Source organism: Motilimonas sp. 1_MG-2023 (assembly GCF_030547455.1).
GTDB lineage: Bacteria > Pseudomonadota > Gammaproteobacteria > Enterobacterales > CBDFNC01 > Motilimonas.
Window position 1 is genome coordinate 1 of record NZ_JAUOPX010000064.1, and the last position, 16,107, is coordinate 16,107.

Sequence of the window (16,107 nt, forward strand, 5' to 3'; positions counted from 1 at the left end):
CAGCCAATGGTGATCTGTCACCAGTGGAGTTTGAAAATTCTCAACTAAAGGTGTCCAGTTTTGGTTGACCAGAACATGCAAACCCAGATAAAGGTTTGAGTATCCATAGCGATAGTGACAAAAATGTTAAAACAAATTCCTCAACGCCTCAGTCTCATGTTGCAGAAAGTGGGGAGACAAAAGTTAGTTTATCCTCTGAAGCATTAACAATACTTGATATTGATAAAAAACAAAGCAATAAGACCTTTGAGCAGAAAGAAATAGAGTATGGGTTAGCCAAACAAGAATATGAAAAAAAGGTAAACAATCTACCTGTTGATTACAGGAAAATGAAACAGGTAAAAGATAGGCTTGCCGAAGAAATAAAAATATTGAAAGCTGAAGTATCGAAAATAAAACTGTCAAATACACTCAATAAAGAGGAAAAAGAACAAGAAATAACGGCACTCGAACAACAGATAGCCAGTAAAAGTTTGACTGTAATTGAAATAAGCGAAGAATTTGCCCAAAAGCTCAAAGAACAAGAGCGAAGTAAACAAATTTCTCCTGAAAGTGCGGCTGATATGCTGAAAACCTTCCATTCTTCCCCACCAAAAGCTCCTGAAGAAAAGAGACTGTAAATAGTTAATCAAGCTTATCTAAAATGCCCCCTCAAAACGCGAAAAATTGAACCGAGTGCGGATTAATATGGATAAAACCCATTGTGGGCTATTCTTTAAGAAGCGCTTTTAAGGGAGGCTGGAAATGGCCATATACCATAGCCTGTTGCTAACGATTTTTCTTGCCTCCACCAGCTTTGCCCAAAAGCTCGATCTGGTAACGTTGCAATACCCTCCCTACCAATACGAGTCAGCCGGGGAAGTAAAAGGCATTGCAGTCGATATTGTTAAAGAAGCCTTTGGCCGCTTAGGTATTCAAGCTGAAATTAGAGTATTGCCTTGGTCTAGAGCCATTCGCTATATAGAGCAAGGGCAAGCAGATGCCATTTTTACTGCGTTTAAAACCCCTGAACGAGAAAAGTTTGCCGATTACTCTCATGAAATACTGCTTTGGCAAACCATTTCTTTGTTTGTCAGATCTGATTCTACCTTGGAATTTAATGGCGATTTGGAAACCCTAAGAGGAGACTGTCGGCGTTGTTAAAGGCGTTAATTATGGCAAGTCTTGGGCGGCGGCAATGAATGAAGGCGTAATTAATAGCGTCGAGCTAAGTAATGAAGGCGAGCAAAACATGCGTAAATTACTGGTTGGCCGAGTTCCCATCATTATCAGTAATCGCTTCGGCGCTTATGCTAACGTGAACAAAGCGGCCCAACTTAATGATATTCGTGAACTCAAGCCAGCCTTAGAACATATTGCCAGTTATATTGCCTTTTCAAAAAAGCGCAACTTGGCACTAACGCGGGATCAATTTGACCAAACGCTAAAGCAGATGAAGCAAGATGGTAGCTATCAAAGGATCATTAGCACCTACTATAATAAGCTTCGCTAACTTGCACTCGCCCATCATTCTAACGAGTCAGTTAAAGCTGCCAATACTTGCGTGACGATACGTTGGTGATTTTGCGGCCTAGACTGATGCCCAATTTCTTGGCAAATAACCTCTTCCCCCTCTGCAGCAAGTATTTTTGTACCTTGATCTGTACAAACAGCAAAGGCACTAAATTCCGTGGCAGTGTTTATTTTTATTAGCTTTAACCTTGGTATAGCAGAGATTAACTTGGCCGGTTTTAGTGCCAGATGATGGCGCGCTGTCAGATCAATCACAGTAACAGCAGGTGTTATCATTTTAAGTGTATTTTCATCAAATACACTTGTGAGCTCAGGGTTAATGACGACCACAGACTTCATGCCATTAATGGACTTACTCTGGTTAACTTTATGATCAGAGGTCTGTGTTATATCCACCTTATTTTTTGCTAACCAACCACAATCAACGTTGGTGTTGTCGCCATCACATGAAGCCCTATATTTACTGGGACTTAGCTTGGCACCAGAAAGTAATAGCATGGATGTACCGCCCAGAAAAAAACCAACACCCGATACTTTGTCTTTATCAGCGCTCAGCCTTAACATATCAATGCTATCTAAATGAGAAAATCCGAGGGCTAAATCACTCACCCTATGCGCTATTTCATCCACGGCCAAATCAGGTGTTATTTCGACAGCAGAAGGAGGTTTAGGCGCGATAACGATGTAACCACTCTCTGCCAGTGCTGATGCAATCCAACCCGTATGAAAGAATGAAGAGCGTGTACCACCATGAGATAAAAGTACAACAGGATACTTACCTAAAGAAATGGGCGCGTTTAAGTTAGCCTCGTTCGCGGCAAAAACCTTGCCGTTACCAAAAACGTAATTCGTTGCTTTTGCATCTGTCGGATACCAATAATACACCTCGACAGGCATATTTCTGTCGTCACTTGCAATGCTTTTAATCGTCAATGCCGCTTGCTTCTCTTCACTCGCCCTAACACCAGAGCTAAGCACTGCAAGCGCGATTAATAAAATAACCTTTTTCATTTATACCTCTACAGATAACAAATTTGAGAACATACTATGCAAGCACTGAGATTAGGAAATGAGCCAACTATTCCTTAGGCAAGTTAATACTATGTTACGATCTGACGTTAAGTACACCAAAGAAGCTTTAGCGCTCCAACCAATACACCGCGGCCACCAGTTTAAGAGATAGTTACCGAACCAGGGTCACAAATTCAAATCCACAAACAGAAAAATTGGTAAGGCATTAGCAAGAAGAGAAGATGACAATAAGGCTCCTTGCGGAGCCTTAATAACAAGATTAAGCAGCGTTATCTTCAGCTGCATGCTCTAAAGCAGGCTGCTTTTGGTTGATCATGATAGTTTTAGGCTTCATCGCTTCAGGAATTTCCTTCACTAAACTGATCATCAGTAGTCCGTTATTCAGGTCTGCGCCTGTTACTTTAACAAAATCCGCTAAATTAAATTTACGCTCAAAACTTCGGTTTGCGATACCTTGGTATAAATATTTTCGCTCTTCCTTATTAGGCTTTTTACCGCAGATAGTGAGTACATTTTTTTCAACCTGAATATCGAGCTCATCCTCGGTAAAACCCGCTACAGCAACGGTTATCGCATAACGATTTTCATCAAGCACCTCAATATTGTAGGGCGGGTAGCCAACTGATGCGTGATCAGACGATAGTGCATTATCAATTAACGCACCTAAGCGATCAAAACCAATGCTGCTGCGGTAAAGTGGGGTTAAATCAACTGGGTTCATAATACATCCTCCATTAGAAGCAATATAAAACAAAAGCAATTAATTTGAGGCAGTCTCATTATTTGAGCATCTCTCCTCACCCATTTATCTAGGGGCACGTAAAATATTTTCAAGTATTTTTCGAACTTTTTTCAGACTCAGTTATGCTAGGTTGTTAGAAAAGCGGTGCACAACAATGGAAAATAAACAGAGGAAACAACATTATGGCAAGTTATGTTCCAGCAAAAATTTGGACACAAGAAAGTGATAATGGCGGCACTTGGGCCAGTATTAATCGCCCTACAGCGGGCGCAAGGCACCAACAAACACTGCCTGTAGGTGAGCATCCACTGCAGCTCTATTCCATGGGCACCCCCAATGGCCAAAAAGTGACTATTATGTTGGAAGAGTTACTCGCACTGGGTGAAACGGCTGCTGAATACGATGCCCATTTAATAAAAATTGGTGACGGTGACCAATTTTCATCAGGCTTTGTTGAAATAAATCCTAATTCCAAAATACCGGCCCTACTCGATACTTCAACCCCAACCCCAATTAATGTGTTTGAGTCAGGCGCAATTTTACTTTATCTGGCCGAAAAATTTGGCCGTTTTTTACCGAAAGACTTAGCTGCACGCAGCCAAGTAATGAACTGGTTGTTTTGGCTACAAGGCTCAGCGCCTTATCTCGGTGGTGGCTTTGGCCATTTTTACGCTTATGCACCAGAAAAGTTTGAATATCCCATCAATCGCTTTGCCATGGAAACGAAACGTCAACTGGACTTGTTAGATCAGCAACTAGCAAAACACGAGTTTATTGCCGGCGACGAGTACAGCATTGCCGACATGGCTGTTTGGCCTTGGTATGGCAACTTAGCGCTAGGCAACATATACGATGCGGCCACCTTTTTAGACGTTGAAAGCTACTCTAATTTGCAACGATGGGCGAAGCAAATTGCCGACCGCCCAGCCGTACAACGAGGTAAAATAGTCAACCGCACTTGGGGTGAGCCTTGGGAAATGTTGGCAGAGCGCCATCACGCACAAGATATTGATGCGGTGTTAGCCTTAGCGCCCTCAACATAGATAAAGGTTAAAAAAGGCTTACTGGTAAATACCAGTAAGCCATTTTTCGCCAATTGATACTCATCAATACTGATGGAATATCCATATCAAAAACAGCCCTGATAATTGCAAACACATGATTAAACTAGCAACAATTATAATAAGTTGTGCATTACTCTTGAGCTGCAGTAAACCTGAGCAGCTAGCAATCAACCAATATAATGAGTTGCTTGCGCAAGCATTCGAACACCCTGTCACATCAAAAAGTAGTCAGCACTTTCCAGCGCGTCGTGATTTAACCTTGGCTGAACTCGACTCGCAGCTCACCCTGCTGGAGAGTTTGCAATTAAAACAGTGTGATTTACTGTATCTGGCTAGCGAAAAAAATCAGATTTTAAATAAACATCAAAGCGGGGCTGACAATTTTGTGTTTCAACTGACCTTACTGAATCAACTAACTCAGTGTTTGCAAACAGAGCAAGAAATGCCCAATAGTGAGCGTGATTTTTTATCCGCGCTGGCAAAAGAAAAACGCGCCAAGCTACCCAGTTATTTTTGGAACCTATTATTGAGTGATGAGTCCAGTTATCGCTTTTTTGCCCAGTATACTCAGCTATATCCAGCATCAGGCCACCGCTTTGCTTTAGCAAGTCAGCAAAGCCTAAATTACTTGATTGAAATTAAACAGCAGGTAAACAGTATTTCCGCCTCAACAACGGCGACCATCCCCGCGGCTTTATTGCGGCAGTTGAAGCTGCTACCTGAGCATTTAGCTCTCTTGGCACAAAGCCGTTATGTTGCTAGTTTGCTGCACAGTGCTGATGTTGCCAGCTCTCAATTAGAGCAAGCCACTTCCCTACTCAGCCAAAACCAAGCTGACATAAATTGCCATAGTAAGCGTAACGATGTGCCTTTTAGTCAGTTAAAAGCCATTTTTTCACATCGCTTTATTAAACAAATGCAGCCTTATCTAAGCCAAATTAACACTGAATTACATCAGGTAATGCCGCTGTTAGCAGCCTTACTCAAACCTTACCCCGCTCAACTTGATAATAGTGTAACCAAGCAGTTAGACAGTGTATTAGCAACGCAACAGCGCTTACAGCAAGCCAACCTTGCCCACCAGCAACAATGGCAAACCTTGTTTGAGCGTTGTCAGCAGAAAGTGGGAGGTTAGGTTTAGGTCAGTGAATAAGCGTTATGCTATTTACAGCAGGTATCAACTAAGATGTGATCTAACAGCAGCGTTTTTTATTTAATTTACTGCTAGCATCCTCCACAATCAGCAACATACAGACCAAGGCACATCATGAAATTGCGTTATTACGCTCTACTCACAGCGTTACTATTCGGATTAAGCTCAGCCCCTCTTAGCTATGCTAAAGTAGCGTCTGATCATCCGCTAACCATTAGCGACTCCCAGCATAACTTTAAACAAGACGCACAGTTAATTAAAGCCAAGTATGAAGCTGCCCTATTTACCTTAGCCCCCTACACCTTTGCCCACTTTGGGCTGCGGATGCACCGACAAACTCAAGATCCGAAGTACGCCTTATCACTCTGGGTGGATGCCGCTCGTATTGCTAATAACCTCAATAAATTTGCTCATGAAATACAAACGCCAGAGCAAGTTCAGCAATATTCATTACAAAAACTCAACAAGCTCAAGGGCAAAAGCGACGAGCGTTCAAAGCGCCGTTATCAAGCCACTTTGGCCTATCCAGAATATCTGTTTCTTGGTATTGATTTACTCAGTAATATGGCCAGGGCTAACGAGTTTGGCCTTAAACATGAACAAGATGCCAAGTTAAGGAAGGTACTTAAGCGTTATGACTTTGCTGCCTATGTTAGCGATCCTGCAATGATTAAAGCATGGGCCGCGCAACTGGCTAATCAGGTATATTGGTTACGTCAGTTAGGCGAACAAGACGTGGTAGCTGAGTTTACTAAGGCATTTCGCCAAGTTTATCCTGACTCACAAGATCACCGACTCAGTGAACAACAGTTTAATAATAAAATTTACGGTCTCAGCCATATTATTTTTGCTGACTCACAATACTATTTACAGCCAGTCAAAGAGTCCGATCATCAATGGATTTTTGACTACTATCGCAACAATATCGACGAGATCCTAAAGCGTTGTAAAGAAGATGTAATAGCCGAAGTAGGCATTAACTTTTTACTGGCACAATTAGATGATGATCCGGTGGTGTTGAAAACCCGAACTACTATTAGTAAAGCCATCAACCGCCAGCATAATATGGTGCCGTCAGTAACCGGTGATGTTAACTTAGCGCGCGGCGAGCACCGCAATGTATTAGCGATAATGCTACTGGATTGGCAAGGTTTCTTAACGGAGAAATCGTTGCAAGCGTCGCCGGACATGGTCGTTAATCCGCCTTATGGCTTGGTGCACAAGTAACACATTAATTTTGTTGTTTATCTATCACAGCAGCAAGCTCCATCTCTTTTTGCCAAATTCTTAATTTATCGGCTTTTGAGATATCAGCGTTAAAGATAAAATCGTGTTTTTGGCCGGCTTTAGCAGGGATTGTAAGCTCAGATAAATGTCGGCTAACATGAGTTAATCGTGTTATGTAACCATCAGAATCAATGAGCAGCACATTACCTTGATCGTCAAGATTTGCGATGCGAACTTGTTTGTCAGATTGATTTTTAAAACCAACTTCTACTCGCAGGTTGTTGCTTTCGGCGACGCTCTCCACGGTTAATATTTCAACTAATAAGTGTTGCTCAAACTCTTCTAAGTTAGTGACAACAATAGCGCCATCTACTGAAGTAGTATTCGCACGCCCTTCATCGACACCTTCGTTGATCCCGCCAAAAAAATCTTTGGTAAATGAAACCACTTCTTTTGTGGTTTCAGTCACTATTTCACGAGCCCCAGCAGATACCTGAGCACTGACAAGTAGACCAAATGAAGCTACTACAAATAATTTTCTCATAAAAATCTCAAAATTCGTTATAACTAGGCGCATATTGACTATTTAGTTATCAAATTGCAATCTTCAAAGCGGAAAATATACAACCAGTTCAAGCAGTAACCAAGAAAAGTAGGCGGCTCACTTTCCTTGGTTAGCCATTCCCAATATCTAAAACTGTTTATTTTGCAACGTCCACAAGTGCATTAAATCCAGCGCGATGGTAGCACCGGCTAACGCTGTTACTTCACTATTATCATAAGCCGGAGCCACTTCTACCACGTCCATGCCCACAATCGGTAGCCCTTCAAGACCACGAATAATTTTTAATACCTTGTCGGTAGTTAAACCGCCACACACCGGCGTGCCCGTACCCGGCGCAAAAGCAGGATCGATGCAGTCGATATCAAAGGTTAGATACACAGGTAGATCGCCCACCGTTTGCTTGATTGAAGCAACAATGTCTGCCACCGATAAATCATTAGCCTGCATCGCATTAATAACATTAAAGCCATGCTCTTTTTCGGTATATTCAGTGCGAATACCAATTTGCACTGAGCGATGCTTATCAATTAAGCCTTCATTAGGGGCATGATAAAACATGGTGCCGTGATCGTAGCGACTACCGTTGCTATAGGTGTCGGTATGGGCATCAAAATGAATTAATGCCATTTTGCCATATTTTTTCGCATGAGCACGAAGCAACGGCAAGGTAACAAAGTGGTCACCACCTAAACCTAATAACGTTTTGCCGCTGGCCAATATTTGGTCTGCTGCTGATTCAAGCTGATCGCAAAACGCTTGTGAATCTCCGCAGCTATATACCAAGTCGCCAGCATCGACAATTTTAGTATGTTGCAGCAGATTAAATTGCCAAGGAAAACGGCGGCCTTCCCAAGCTAAGTTAACCGATGCTCGGCGAATAGCATCTGGCCCCATGCGCGCCCCCGAGCGGCCGGAAGTGGCCATATCAAATGGCAATCCTAGCACCACAATATCAGCATCGGTGTTAAGAGGGTTTTGCACTAAGGGCTGACGTAAAAACGTCATAGCATTGGAATATAAGGAGTTATCCACTTGCTGAAATACATCGTTCATCTGCATTAAGCCTTTCATTGACTTGCTATTACCTAAATACCAACCATGACAGTTGGCTTGGCTATTCTTTTATTGTCGCTTCGCGGTAAAAATACCGCTCCCACAAAGTGCGACACAGCACGCGCTTCATCGCGGTAAAAATACCGCTCTCACAAAGTACGACACACACGTAGGAACAGCATTTATGCTGCGATATTAAACTAAGATATTAAACTTAAATATCTTCTAAATAAGTATAACCTTTTAAACCTAAATCCAATTCAGCAAACACGCTGTCTTGTTCATCCGCTGGGATTTTGGCCTTAATCAACTCAAGGTAAGACGCTCTAAACTCGTCGGCGTCTAAATGCACGTAACGCAACATGTCTTCTACGGTATCCCCTTCGTTGATCTCAGTGACTGTGGCGTTACCTTGCTCATCCATCATCACTACTGCACTGTGGGTATCACCAAATAGGTTATGCATATCACCCAAAATCTCTTGATATGCCCCAACCAAGAAAAAGCCCATTAGGTACTCTTGCTCAGATGACCATGCTGGCACTGGCAGAGTGGTTTCAATGCCTTGACCGTCCACGTACTGATCAACCGTGCCGTCAGAATCACAAGTAATATCCAACAGTACCGCACGACTGCTCTGCTCTTGGTCTAATCCCGTTAATGGCAATACAGGGAACACTTGATCAATCCCCCATGCATCCGGCAGTGACTGGAACAACGAAAAATTAACAAAAAACTTATCCGCTAACTTTTCTGTTAGCTCATCCATAATCGGGCGATGAAAACGATTCTTACTGTCTAATAACTGGTTTAACTCAAAACACAAACGTAAGTTAAGCTGCTCAGCCCAAGCGCGTTGCGGTAGGTTAAGTACACCCATCGAAAATTGACTGTGCACTTCGGCTAAGTCACTTTGACAGTCATGGTAAATTTCAATTAACGCGCGATCGTCATTGCGATCACTTAGCTGCAACCAAGAGCGCCACATGTTTTGCAGCAATAATGGATCATCCACAGCCGGCGGCACCAACGCTTCAGGCGCATAGCTTTCTGCGCCAATCACATTTGAAATTAGCACCGCATGGTGCGCGGTTAACGCACGGCCCGACTCAGAAATAATCATCGGCATCGGCTGATTATACAGCTTACAAATATCACCTATGGTGTAAACGATGTTGTTAGCGTACTCAGCCAAACTGTAGTTCATTGAATTTGATGATTGACTACGCGTACCGTCGTAATCCACCGCTAAACCGCCGCCCACGTCCATGCATAACAATTTAGCGCCAAGCTCACGCAATTCACAATAAAAGCGCGCTGCTTCACTTACACCGGTGCGCACGTCACGAATGTTAGCCATTTGTGAGCCTAAGTGAAAATGCACTAACTGCAACGCTTCTACTTGGTTGTTTTGCTTTAGCACTTCTAAAACATGTAACACTTGCGATGCTGATAAACCGAATTTCGATTTTTCACCACCACTGGCTTGCCACTTGCCTTTACCCTGTGAAGCCAAGCGTACACGTAGGCCTAAACGCGGTGACACATTTAGTTTTTTCGCTTCAGCAAGTACCATCTCTAGTTCAGACATTTTTTCTAAAACAATATGAACCTTATGGCCTAACTTTTCACCAATCAGTGCCAAGCGAATGTATTCGCGGTCTTTGTAGCCGTTACATACAATCACCGAGCTCACTTTTTGTGCTAGTGCCAACACCGCTAACAATTCAGCTTTACTGCCTGCTTCTAAACCCAGTTGTTTAACTTCATTATCTTTTTGGCTAGCTAATAGCTCGTCTACCACTTCTTTCTGTTGGTTTACTTTAATCGGATAAACCAACAAATATTTTTCGTCATACTGGTAGTCAGCAATGGCTTGGTTGAATGCTGCACATAAGCTGTGTACCCGCTGATGCAAAATTTGTGGGAAGCGCACTAAAGCAGGCAAGGTTAAACCTTGCGCTTGAATTTGTGCGCTAATCTCACTCAGCGCAATGGTGTGCTCTGGCTGGCTCGCTTTTGGCGCAACATACACGTTACCCTCATCGTTAATGCCGTAAAAACCTTGGCTCCAGTGACGTACATTGTAGCTAGCGCGAACGCTTTCTAGATCTGTTGCTTTTTTCATGGGTGTTCCAAATACATACGATAAAATTTTAGGCTGATTATTGTTCAACCCACTAGCCGCACTTCTTAAGCCTGTTTAGCTTCGCAACAGTCCGGTTGGCCGCATAAAAAACGATTGCCTTCGTGCCGTCCAACGAAATAATTTTAGCCTTAAGAAAAGAAAATTTTCCACTTCATATAACCTAATAAAATTAATAAGTTAATTAAAGCTTTCTACTCAATTTAATTTACAGGTACTGCTTTAACTGCCCAGCAACGAATTCCGCAATAATAGGTTGCGCTTCCACTTTAGGGTGCAAACCATCAGCCATCATTAAATCGGGCTGTAAAATAATCGGTTCAAGAAAAAATGCCAGCAAGGGAGCTTGCTTCTCTTCGCTCACTTGCTGAAACACCTGAGCAAACGCTTGGCTGTAACGTTTGCCGTAATTTGGCGGCGCTTGCACTTGCATTAACATGGCTTGGCCACCGGCTTGCTGAATTAAATTGATCATTTCAGTGAGGTTGCTGCGTATGATGTCTGGCGCAAAGCCACGCAAACCATCATTCGCACCTAATGTGATTAATACTTGCTGTGGTTGATGTAGCTTAAGTAAATCAGGTAATCTGGCTAAGCCATTGCCTGTAGTGTCACCAGAAATACTGGCGTTGACGACCTTAATAGATTTGCCTTGCTGCGCCATCACTTGTGGCAATAACGTCGGCCAGCTTTGCTGCGCTGCCATTTGATAACCAGCACTTAAACTGTCGCCCAAAATGAGTAACGTTTGGCTGTGCACTGCGCCTGATATCAGGCTCCAGCCAAGTAAAATACAATAAATAAAAGGTTTAACCATGTCTGATCCCGTAATTATAGCTGACCACCTAGTCAAGCAAGTTAGCACAGCTAACGACACTTTGACCATTTTGCAAGATGTTTCTCTTCAGGTTAGCGCAGGCGAAAGTATCGCGCTCGTGGGCCCATCCGGTGCTGGCAAATCCACCTTAATGACCTTATTGGCTGGGCTAGATGTGCCCAGTGCTGGCGAAATAAGTTTACTCGGCCAACCTCTTTCGCAATTAGATGAAGAGGCTCGCGCCGCCTTGCGCTGTGAACATATTAGTTTTGTGTTTCAAAGTTTTTTGCTGATCCCAACCCTCACTGCTATCGAAAATGTCATGTTGCCTTATTTAATCCAAGGCCAAGATCAAGATGTAGCCCGTGCTAGCCAATTATTAGAGCAAGTTGGACTAACGGGACGTGCCCATCACTTGCCGTCACAACTGTCAGGAGGTGAGCAGCAAAGAGTTGCCTTAGCGCGCGCCTTTATTAGCCAGCCGAAAATTTTATTTGCTGATGAGCCAACAGGAAACTTAGACCAACAAACGGCCAGTAAAATTGTCGAGTTGCTGTTTCAACTTAACCGTGAACATGGTACTACGTTGGTACTGGTCACTCACGATCAAACCTTGGCCGAACGTTGCGATCGCACCTTAAAAATTGCCGCTGGTAAGGTGGCATCATGAAAAATAATCTGCTGTTAAAATGGCGCTGGCGTGAATGCTGGCAAGGCCAGCTTTGGCCGATCACCCTCGCTCTGAGTTTAATTATTGCCTGTGTCTTCGCGCTATCTGCACTGGTAACGCGAGTTGATAAAATCATGGTTGACCAAGGTCGCAGCGCCCTTGGCGCCGACTTAGTGCTGGTATCAAACCAACAACCTATTTCGCCCGACACCTTAGCCAGCGCGAAGAAGCTTGGCTTAACCATTAGTCAGCAAACGCGCATTCGCACCATGGCGTTTAGTGACAATGGCATGCAACTGATCAGTTTAAAGGCAATGGAAACCAACTACCCGCTACGCGGTGAGTTACAACTCGATGCCAGCCCTTTAACAGCCAATGAAAAAAACCTTACCATGCGCCAGCATGTGCAGCCCAATGAATTGTGGTTAGCAGAAAGGCTGTTTAATTTGTTAGACGTTCGCATCGGCGACACCGTCGCGATTGGCGATGCTGAGCTAACAGTATCAGGGAAAATAGCGGAAGACCCAGAGCTGTCGTTTAACCCGTTCAATCAAATGCCGAGCGCCATTATCCACTTGGATGATATTGCCAAAACGGGCGCAGTGGTGCCGGGTGGGCGATTAAGCTATCGCGCGTATTTTTCCGGTCCAGATAGCGCATTAAACCAGCTACAACAAGAAATAAGCATTACCGCCAGTCAGCGCTGGTTGAGCGAACAAAGCCAAGGTCGCAGCGCTGAATTTATTAACAAGGCGCAGCAATACCTATCTCTAACCTTATTGTTGGTGCTGCTGATGGCGTCGGCAACACTGGTGCTGACCAGTCAGCATTATCGTAATAGTCAACAAAGCACCGTTGCTATGCTGAAAAGTTTAGGTGCAAGTCAAGCTTGGCTAAGGCGCTGGTTAGCGGGTCAGTTGGCGATGTTATTTGGCCTCTCCATTGCCATTGGCATTAGTTGTGGTTTTTTACTTGAGCAACTATTGCGCCTGCCACTGACGGATTTACTGCCTGACCCACTTCCTAGTATCGGCTTTAGTCCATGGCTGGTGAGTATCGGCATTGCGCTGTTAGTTGGCCTACCAAGCATGGGCATTAGTTTATTGCATTTGCTGGCCACGCCGGCCACGTCTATCATCGGTCAAGACACGCCAACTAAAAAACAGTATTGGGCTTACTCTTTGTTGCTGTTGCCTTTGATCAGCTTAATCGTTTGGTTTGGTAACAATAAAATGATGTGGCTAACCCTCGTCGGGCTAGCGGTGATCCTAGTGCTATTAGGCGCACTGGGTTTACTCATCACTAAACTGTTGCAGCAAAAACGTTGGGGGCCAGCCGTTACGCTGGCTTTAAGCCGCTTAAATCGTAGCCGCATTGCCAGCATGGCGCAGTTAGGTGCCCTCACCTGCTCGCTAATGCTATTAAGTGTTATTTGGCTACTGCGCAGTGATTTACTTAATGACTGGCAACAAACCTTGCCCGCCAATGCGCCCAACGTGTTTGCCATTAACATCGCCCCTAACCAAGTTGACGCTTATATTAATCAACTGGACCAATGGCAGTTGGATCATTCACAAGCTTACCCAGTGATCCGCGGCCGCTTAACTCAGCGCAACGATGAAGTGTTGCAGTCGGTATCGGCAGCGGTGGCGACTAAACCAGAAACTGAAGCAGACAAGGAAAAAGACTCCGCACTGCGCCGCGAGCTGAACTTTACTTGGCTGCAGCAACTGCCAAGTCATAATGAAGTGCTTGAGGGTAAATGGAGCACAGAGCGTGGCGTGTCCGTTGAGCAAGATATTGCCAAGCGGCTCAACATAAAGCTCGGTGACACACTGCATTTCAGTGTTAACAGTCAAAGCTTTAGCGCCAAAGTAAACAGCATTCGCAAAGTAGAATGGCGCAATATGAAGCCAAACTTTTACTTTATATTCAGCCCTGATGTGATGGCCGATTTGCCTACCACTTGGCTAGTTAGTTTTCGTATTGATGACCAACAAACTGGCCTACTGAATCAGTTAGCGCGTGATTACGCTACCGTGAGCTTGTTAGATTTACGCAGCATGGCCACAAGGATCCAATCCTTGCTCCAGCAAGTCGCTTGGTCACTCACCGTATTAGCGGCATTAGCGGTGTTAAGTGGTTTGTTGTTAGTGCTTACTTTACTGCGCTTAAGTGTGTCGCAGCGCCAGCAAGAGATAAAACTTTATCGCACCCTCGGCGCCAGCAAAAAACGCATTAGCGCCACCTTGTGGGCCGAGTACGGTTTAATGGCATTAATAGCAGGCTTTACCGCCGCCCTTGGCGCCCAAGGCATTATTGCCGCCGTGGTAAAATGGGGCTTTGAATTGCCGGTGCAATCACACTTTTACCTGTTTATTACCCTGCCGCTGTTGGCGCTTGCCTTGATCTACGTGATCACCTTAAGCATGTTTAAACAACTGCTGGCGCCGTTGCGGGCGTAATAAACTTAATGAAACGCTGGTGGATGACTACCCCACCAGCGCTTATATCCAAACTACTTGGAGTTGCAGATAGGCGGCAAGTGGTGCCCCCATGAGCATAGATAAACATTGTACACCCTCTTTAATAATTGGATCCCTCTGCAAGCTTCAAATTTAAGAGGGTGTCCTGCCTTTTTTACTGCCTTTTTTAGCACTTTTCACAGTATGGCCTCATTGAACTTTAAGGCCAGCCCTTTTAACTTTACGAACACCTCAACTATCTCAGCCAATGAGTGAGCTTGGGGCCTTGGGTAAGGAGGCTTAGGCTTTTCTTTGGCGGCGGCCTCTTTTGCAGCAAAAGAAAATGTAGCAAAACTATGTAAATACTCTTTTTCAAACGCGCTGAATTTTATATGTGCTTCCACTCCGGTACGGCTTTGAATCACAAAACTTAAAGATATGCTATCAGGAAGACCTGTGACTTCTAAGCATGTACCTGGGCCCTTGAGCTTCTTCAACTCAATTTTCCCTTCACTCGCCTTCAGTATTTCCTTATAGGGCATTTTCTCTATCGGCTCACCAATTCTCATTGGATGCTGCTCGCATACTTCATAGTATTCGTCAGGCAAGCCAAGTGATTCGAATTTTTGTAATTGTTCCATAACTACTCTTGAGTGCTAACGAGACTGAGGACGAACTGGACAACGACGAACTGAACACCCTCTTAAATGCAGAGCAACTTCTCCACGGCCAGCTTCAAGTTTAGGAGGGTGTCCTGCCTTTGCCGCCGCTTCTTTCTAATCATAAGCGATGCGAGCAAGCACCTAAGCGTTCAACATAACCGAACAAATGTATATTATCTGAAATATCGGCGTACCAAAACTTACTCATTCAAAGCATTTGATATCAAACGATAAATTAATGAATATGGCTTAGCCGTAACCACTCAGTTGGTGGCAAGCAACCTGACCGCGAGACCAACAATGGCCCGCTAACTCACTGTGATGAGTCAATGCTTCCCAGCTACCTGCTGCGCTGCCAAAGCTGCGACTAAAATCTTTTACCAAATGTAACCAAGTTTCTTGCTCAATGCCCAAGCTTTGCAACAGCTTAGGTTGGTTGGCGGGGATAAAACCGCGCTTATCATCGCGAATGGCGCGACCCGTCCAGTCAACAAGGTGTAAATATTCTTCGAAATAGTAAGGGATTTCGATGGGTTGCTGAGTGTCGAATTGCTTTTCAAAGGGGAGTAACTGGGTTTTGTTTGGGCTGGTTTCCGCGTTGTGATGATTGGCATGCCATTGCTGTAAACGCGCTTGCATTGAAGTGAACTCTTGCTCTTCAACACTTTGACACATACCTGCTCGAATAGGGTTCAGGTCGACATAGGCCATGCAAGTCAGCAGCGCTTTTTCATCCAGTAATGCTTGGCTTTTAAAGCGGCTTTCCCAGAAGTAGCCCTTACAGCCGTCTTCTTTATTGGCTTTGCGTGCGATATCTTCATTAAGGCAGCGCATAAACCAGCTGATGTCCATCAGTCTGCCACGCCATTTGGCAATACACTCACTAACCACCACCTTTTCAGCACTGTTTTGTGGTTTCTCGGCTAACCAATCACCCACCAATAATGGCAAAGCGAATAATTGCTGCCAGCGATAGGCCACCTCAGCATCAGTTAAGTC

At 44.2% G+C, this 16,107-nt stretch carries 16 protein-coding genes; 8 read left to right on the forward strand and 8 right to left on the reverse strand.

Translation table 11 applies throughout. The annotated features are described in order from the left end of the window. Positions 1 to 95 precede the first annotated feature (95 nt). The 3 genes from Q4519_RS20390 (at position 96) to Q4519_RS20400 (ending at position 1,492) form a co-directional block, all read left to right on the forward strand. Positions 96 to 620, forward strand: a complete 525-nt coding sequence (locus tag Q4519_RS20390; RefSeq protein ID WP_303515569.1) for a hypothetical protein — start codon at positions 96 to 98, stop codon at positions 618 to 620. A 124-nt stretch (positions 621 to 744) separates the two neighbouring features. Beyond that, positions 745 to 1,143, forward strand: coding sequence for an ABC transporter substrate-binding protein (locus Q4519_RS20395; protein ID WP_303515572.1), 399 nt, complete (start codon positions 745 to 747; stop codon positions 1,141 to 1,143). 34 nt (positions 1,144 to 1,177) lie between these two features. Continuing rightward, the gene (locus Q4519_RS20400; protein WP_303515574.1) at positions 1,178 to 1,492 is read left to right on the forward strand and encodes a transporter substrate-binding domain-containing protein; all 315 of its coding nucleotides are present in this window, start codon (positions 1,178 to 1,180) and stop codon (positions 1,490 to 1,492) included. Positions 1,493 to 1,506: 14 nt separating this feature from the next. On the opposite strand, the gene Q4519_RS20405 is transcribed toward Q4519_RS20400, so the two are convergent. Continuing rightward, positions 1,507 to 2,523, reverse strand: a complete 1,017-nt coding sequence (locus tag Q4519_RS20405; protein ID WP_303515576.1) for a hypothetical protein — start codon at positions 2,521 to 2,523, stop codon at positions 1,507 to 1,509. A 280-nt stretch (positions 2,524 to 2,803) separates the two neighbouring features. After that, on the reverse strand, positions 2,804 to 3,265 hold the full coding sequence (locus Q4519_RS20410; RefSeq protein ID WP_303515578.1) for an Hsp20 family protein: 462 nt from the start codon (positions 3,263 to 3,265) through the stop codon (positions 2,804 to 2,806). A gap of 200 nt (positions 3,266 to 3,465) precedes the next feature. Here Q4519_RS20410 and yghU point away from each other — a divergent pair, with 200 nt between their 5' ends. The 3 genes from yghU (at position 3,466) to Q4519_RS20425 (ending at position 6,730) form a co-directional block, all read left to right on the forward strand. Beyond that, entirely contained in the window at positions 3,466 to 4,329 is an 864-nt protein-coding gene (gene yghU, locus Q4519_RS20415) for a glutathione-dependent disulfide-bond oxidoreductase (protein ID WP_303515593.1), read from the forward strand. Positions 4,330 to 4,486: 157 nt separating this feature from the next. Further along, complete coding sequence (locus Q4519_RS20420) at positions 4,487 to 5,485, forward strand: DUF3080 family protein (protein WP_303515579.1); 999 nt, start codon at positions 4,487 to 4,489, stop codon at positions 5,483 to 5,485. A gap of 132 nt (positions 5,486 to 5,617) precedes the next feature. Then, positions 5,618 to 6,730, forward strand: coding sequence for a DUF3541 domain-containing protein (locus tag Q4519_RS20425; RefSeq protein ID WP_303515583.1), 1,113 nt, complete (start codon positions 5,618 to 5,620; stop codon positions 6,728 to 6,730). Between the two features lie 4 nt (positions 6,731 to 6,734). Here the strand turns inward: Q4519_RS20425 and Q4519_RS20430 are convergent, their stop codons facing one another. From Q4519_RS20430 to Q4519_RS20445, 4 genes are all read right to left on the reverse strand, one after another. Further along, complete coding sequence (locus Q4519_RS20430) at positions 6,735 to 7,274, reverse strand: hypothetical protein (RefSeq protein ID WP_232800094.1); 540 nt, start codon at positions 7,272 to 7,274, stop codon at positions 6,735 to 6,737. Positions 7,275 to 7,421: 147 nt separating this feature from the next. Continuing rightward, a complete protein-coding gene (gene speB / locus Q4519_RS20435) occupies positions 7,422 to 8,348 on the reverse strand; it encodes an agmatinase (RefSeq protein ID WP_303515586.1) in 927 nt (308 codons plus the stop codon). Positions 8,349 to 8,562: 214 nt separating this feature from the next. After that, positions 8,563 to 10,476 carry a biosynthetic arginine decarboxylase gene (gene speA / locus Q4519_RS20440; RefSeq protein ID WP_303515588.1) on the reverse strand — a complete coding sequence of 638 codons (1,914 nt, stop codon included), beginning with the start codon at positions 10,474 to 10,476 and terminating at the stop codon, positions 8,563 to 8,565. A gap of 226 nt (positions 10,477 to 10,702) precedes the next feature. Next, the gene (locus tag Q4519_RS20445; protein WP_303515589.1) at positions 10,703 to 11,311 is read right to left on the reverse strand and encodes an arylesterase; all 609 of its coding nucleotides are present in this window, start codon (positions 11,309 to 11,311) and stop codon (positions 10,703 to 10,705) included. On the opposite strand from Q4519_RS20445, the gene Q4519_RS20450 reads away from it, so the two are divergent. Beyond that, complete coding sequence (locus Q4519_RS20450) at positions 11,310 to 11,981, forward strand: ABC transporter ATP-binding protein (RefSeq protein ID WP_232800090.1); 672 nt, start codon at positions 11,310 to 11,312, stop codon at positions 11,979 to 11,981. The two genes, Q4519_RS20445 and Q4519_RS20450, sit on opposite strands and share 2 nt — an antisense overlap. Beyond that, positions 11,978 to 14,446 (forward strand): ABC transporter permease, encoded by a 2,469-nt coding sequence (locus tag Q4519_RS20455; protein ID WP_303515590.1) that lies wholly within the window; start codon positions 11,978 to 11,980, stop codon positions 14,444 to 14,446. The genes Q4519_RS20450 and Q4519_RS20455 overlap by 4 nt, the downstream gene beginning before the upstream one ends. A 197-nt stretch (positions 14,447 to 14,643) precedes the next feature. Here Q4519_RS20455 and Q4519_RS20460 read toward each other — a convergent pair whose 3' ends face one another. Further along, positions 14,644 to 15,087: a hypothetical protein gene (locus Q4519_RS20460; protein WP_303515591.1), complete on the reverse strand. Its 444-nt coding sequence runs from the start codon at positions 15,085 to 15,087 to the stop codon at positions 14,644 to 14,646. A gap of 270 nt (positions 15,088 to 15,357) precedes the next feature. After that, on the reverse strand, positions 15,358 to 16,107 hold a 750-nt coding region (locus tag Q4519_RS20465), incomplete at its 5' end, for a transposase (RefSeq protein ID WP_303515592.1).

Bases quoted from the DNA above. Each gene is read 5' to 3' on its own strand.
- Q4519_RS20425 (WP_303515583.1), top strand. From the start codon at position 5,618: ATGAAATTGCGTTATTACGCTCTACTCACAGCGTTACTATTCGGATTA.
- Q4519_RS20460 (WP_303515591.1), bottom strand. From the start codon at position 15,087: ATGGAACAATTACAAAAATTCGAATCACTTGGCTTGCCTGACGAATAC.
- Q4519_RS20450 (WP_232800090.1), top strand. From the start codon at position 11,310: ATGTCTGATCCCGTAATTATAGCTGACCACCTAGTCAAGCAAGTTAGC.
- Q4519_RS20410 (WP_303515578.1), bottom strand. From the start codon at position 3,265: ATGAACCCAGTTGATTTAACCCCACTTTACCGCAGCAGCATTGGTTTT.
- speB (WP_303515586.1), bottom strand. From the start codon at position 8,348: ATGAACGATGTATTTCAGCAAGTGGATAACTCCTTATATTCCAATGCT.
- speA (WP_303515588.1), bottom strand. From the start codon at position 10,476: ATGAAAAAAGCAACAGATCTAGAAAGCGTTCGCGCTAGCTACAATGTA.
- Q4519_RS20455 (WP_303515590.1), top strand. From the start codon at position 11,978: ATGAAAAATAATCTGCTGTTAAAATGGCGCTGGCGTGAATGCTGGCAA.
- Q4519_RS20395 (WP_303515572.1), top strand. From the start codon at position 745: ATGGCCATATACCATAGCCTGTTGCTAACGATTTTTCTTGCCTCCACC.
- Q4519_RS20400 (WP_303515574.1), top strand. From the start codon at position 1,178: ATGAATGAAGGCGTAATTAATAGCGTCGAGCTAAGTAATGAAGGCGAG.
- Q4519_RS20445 (WP_303515589.1), bottom strand. From the start codon at position 11,311: ATGGTTAAACCTTTTATTTATTGTATTTTACTTGGCTGGAGCCTGATA.
- Q4519_RS20430 (WP_232800094.1), bottom strand. From the start codon at position 7,274: ATGAGAAAATTATTTGTAGTAGCTTCATTTGGTCTACTTGTCAGTGCT.
- Q4519_RS20405 (WP_303515576.1), bottom strand. From the start codon at position 2,523: ATGAAAAAGGTTATTTTATTAATCGCGCTTGCAGTGCTTAGCTCTGGT.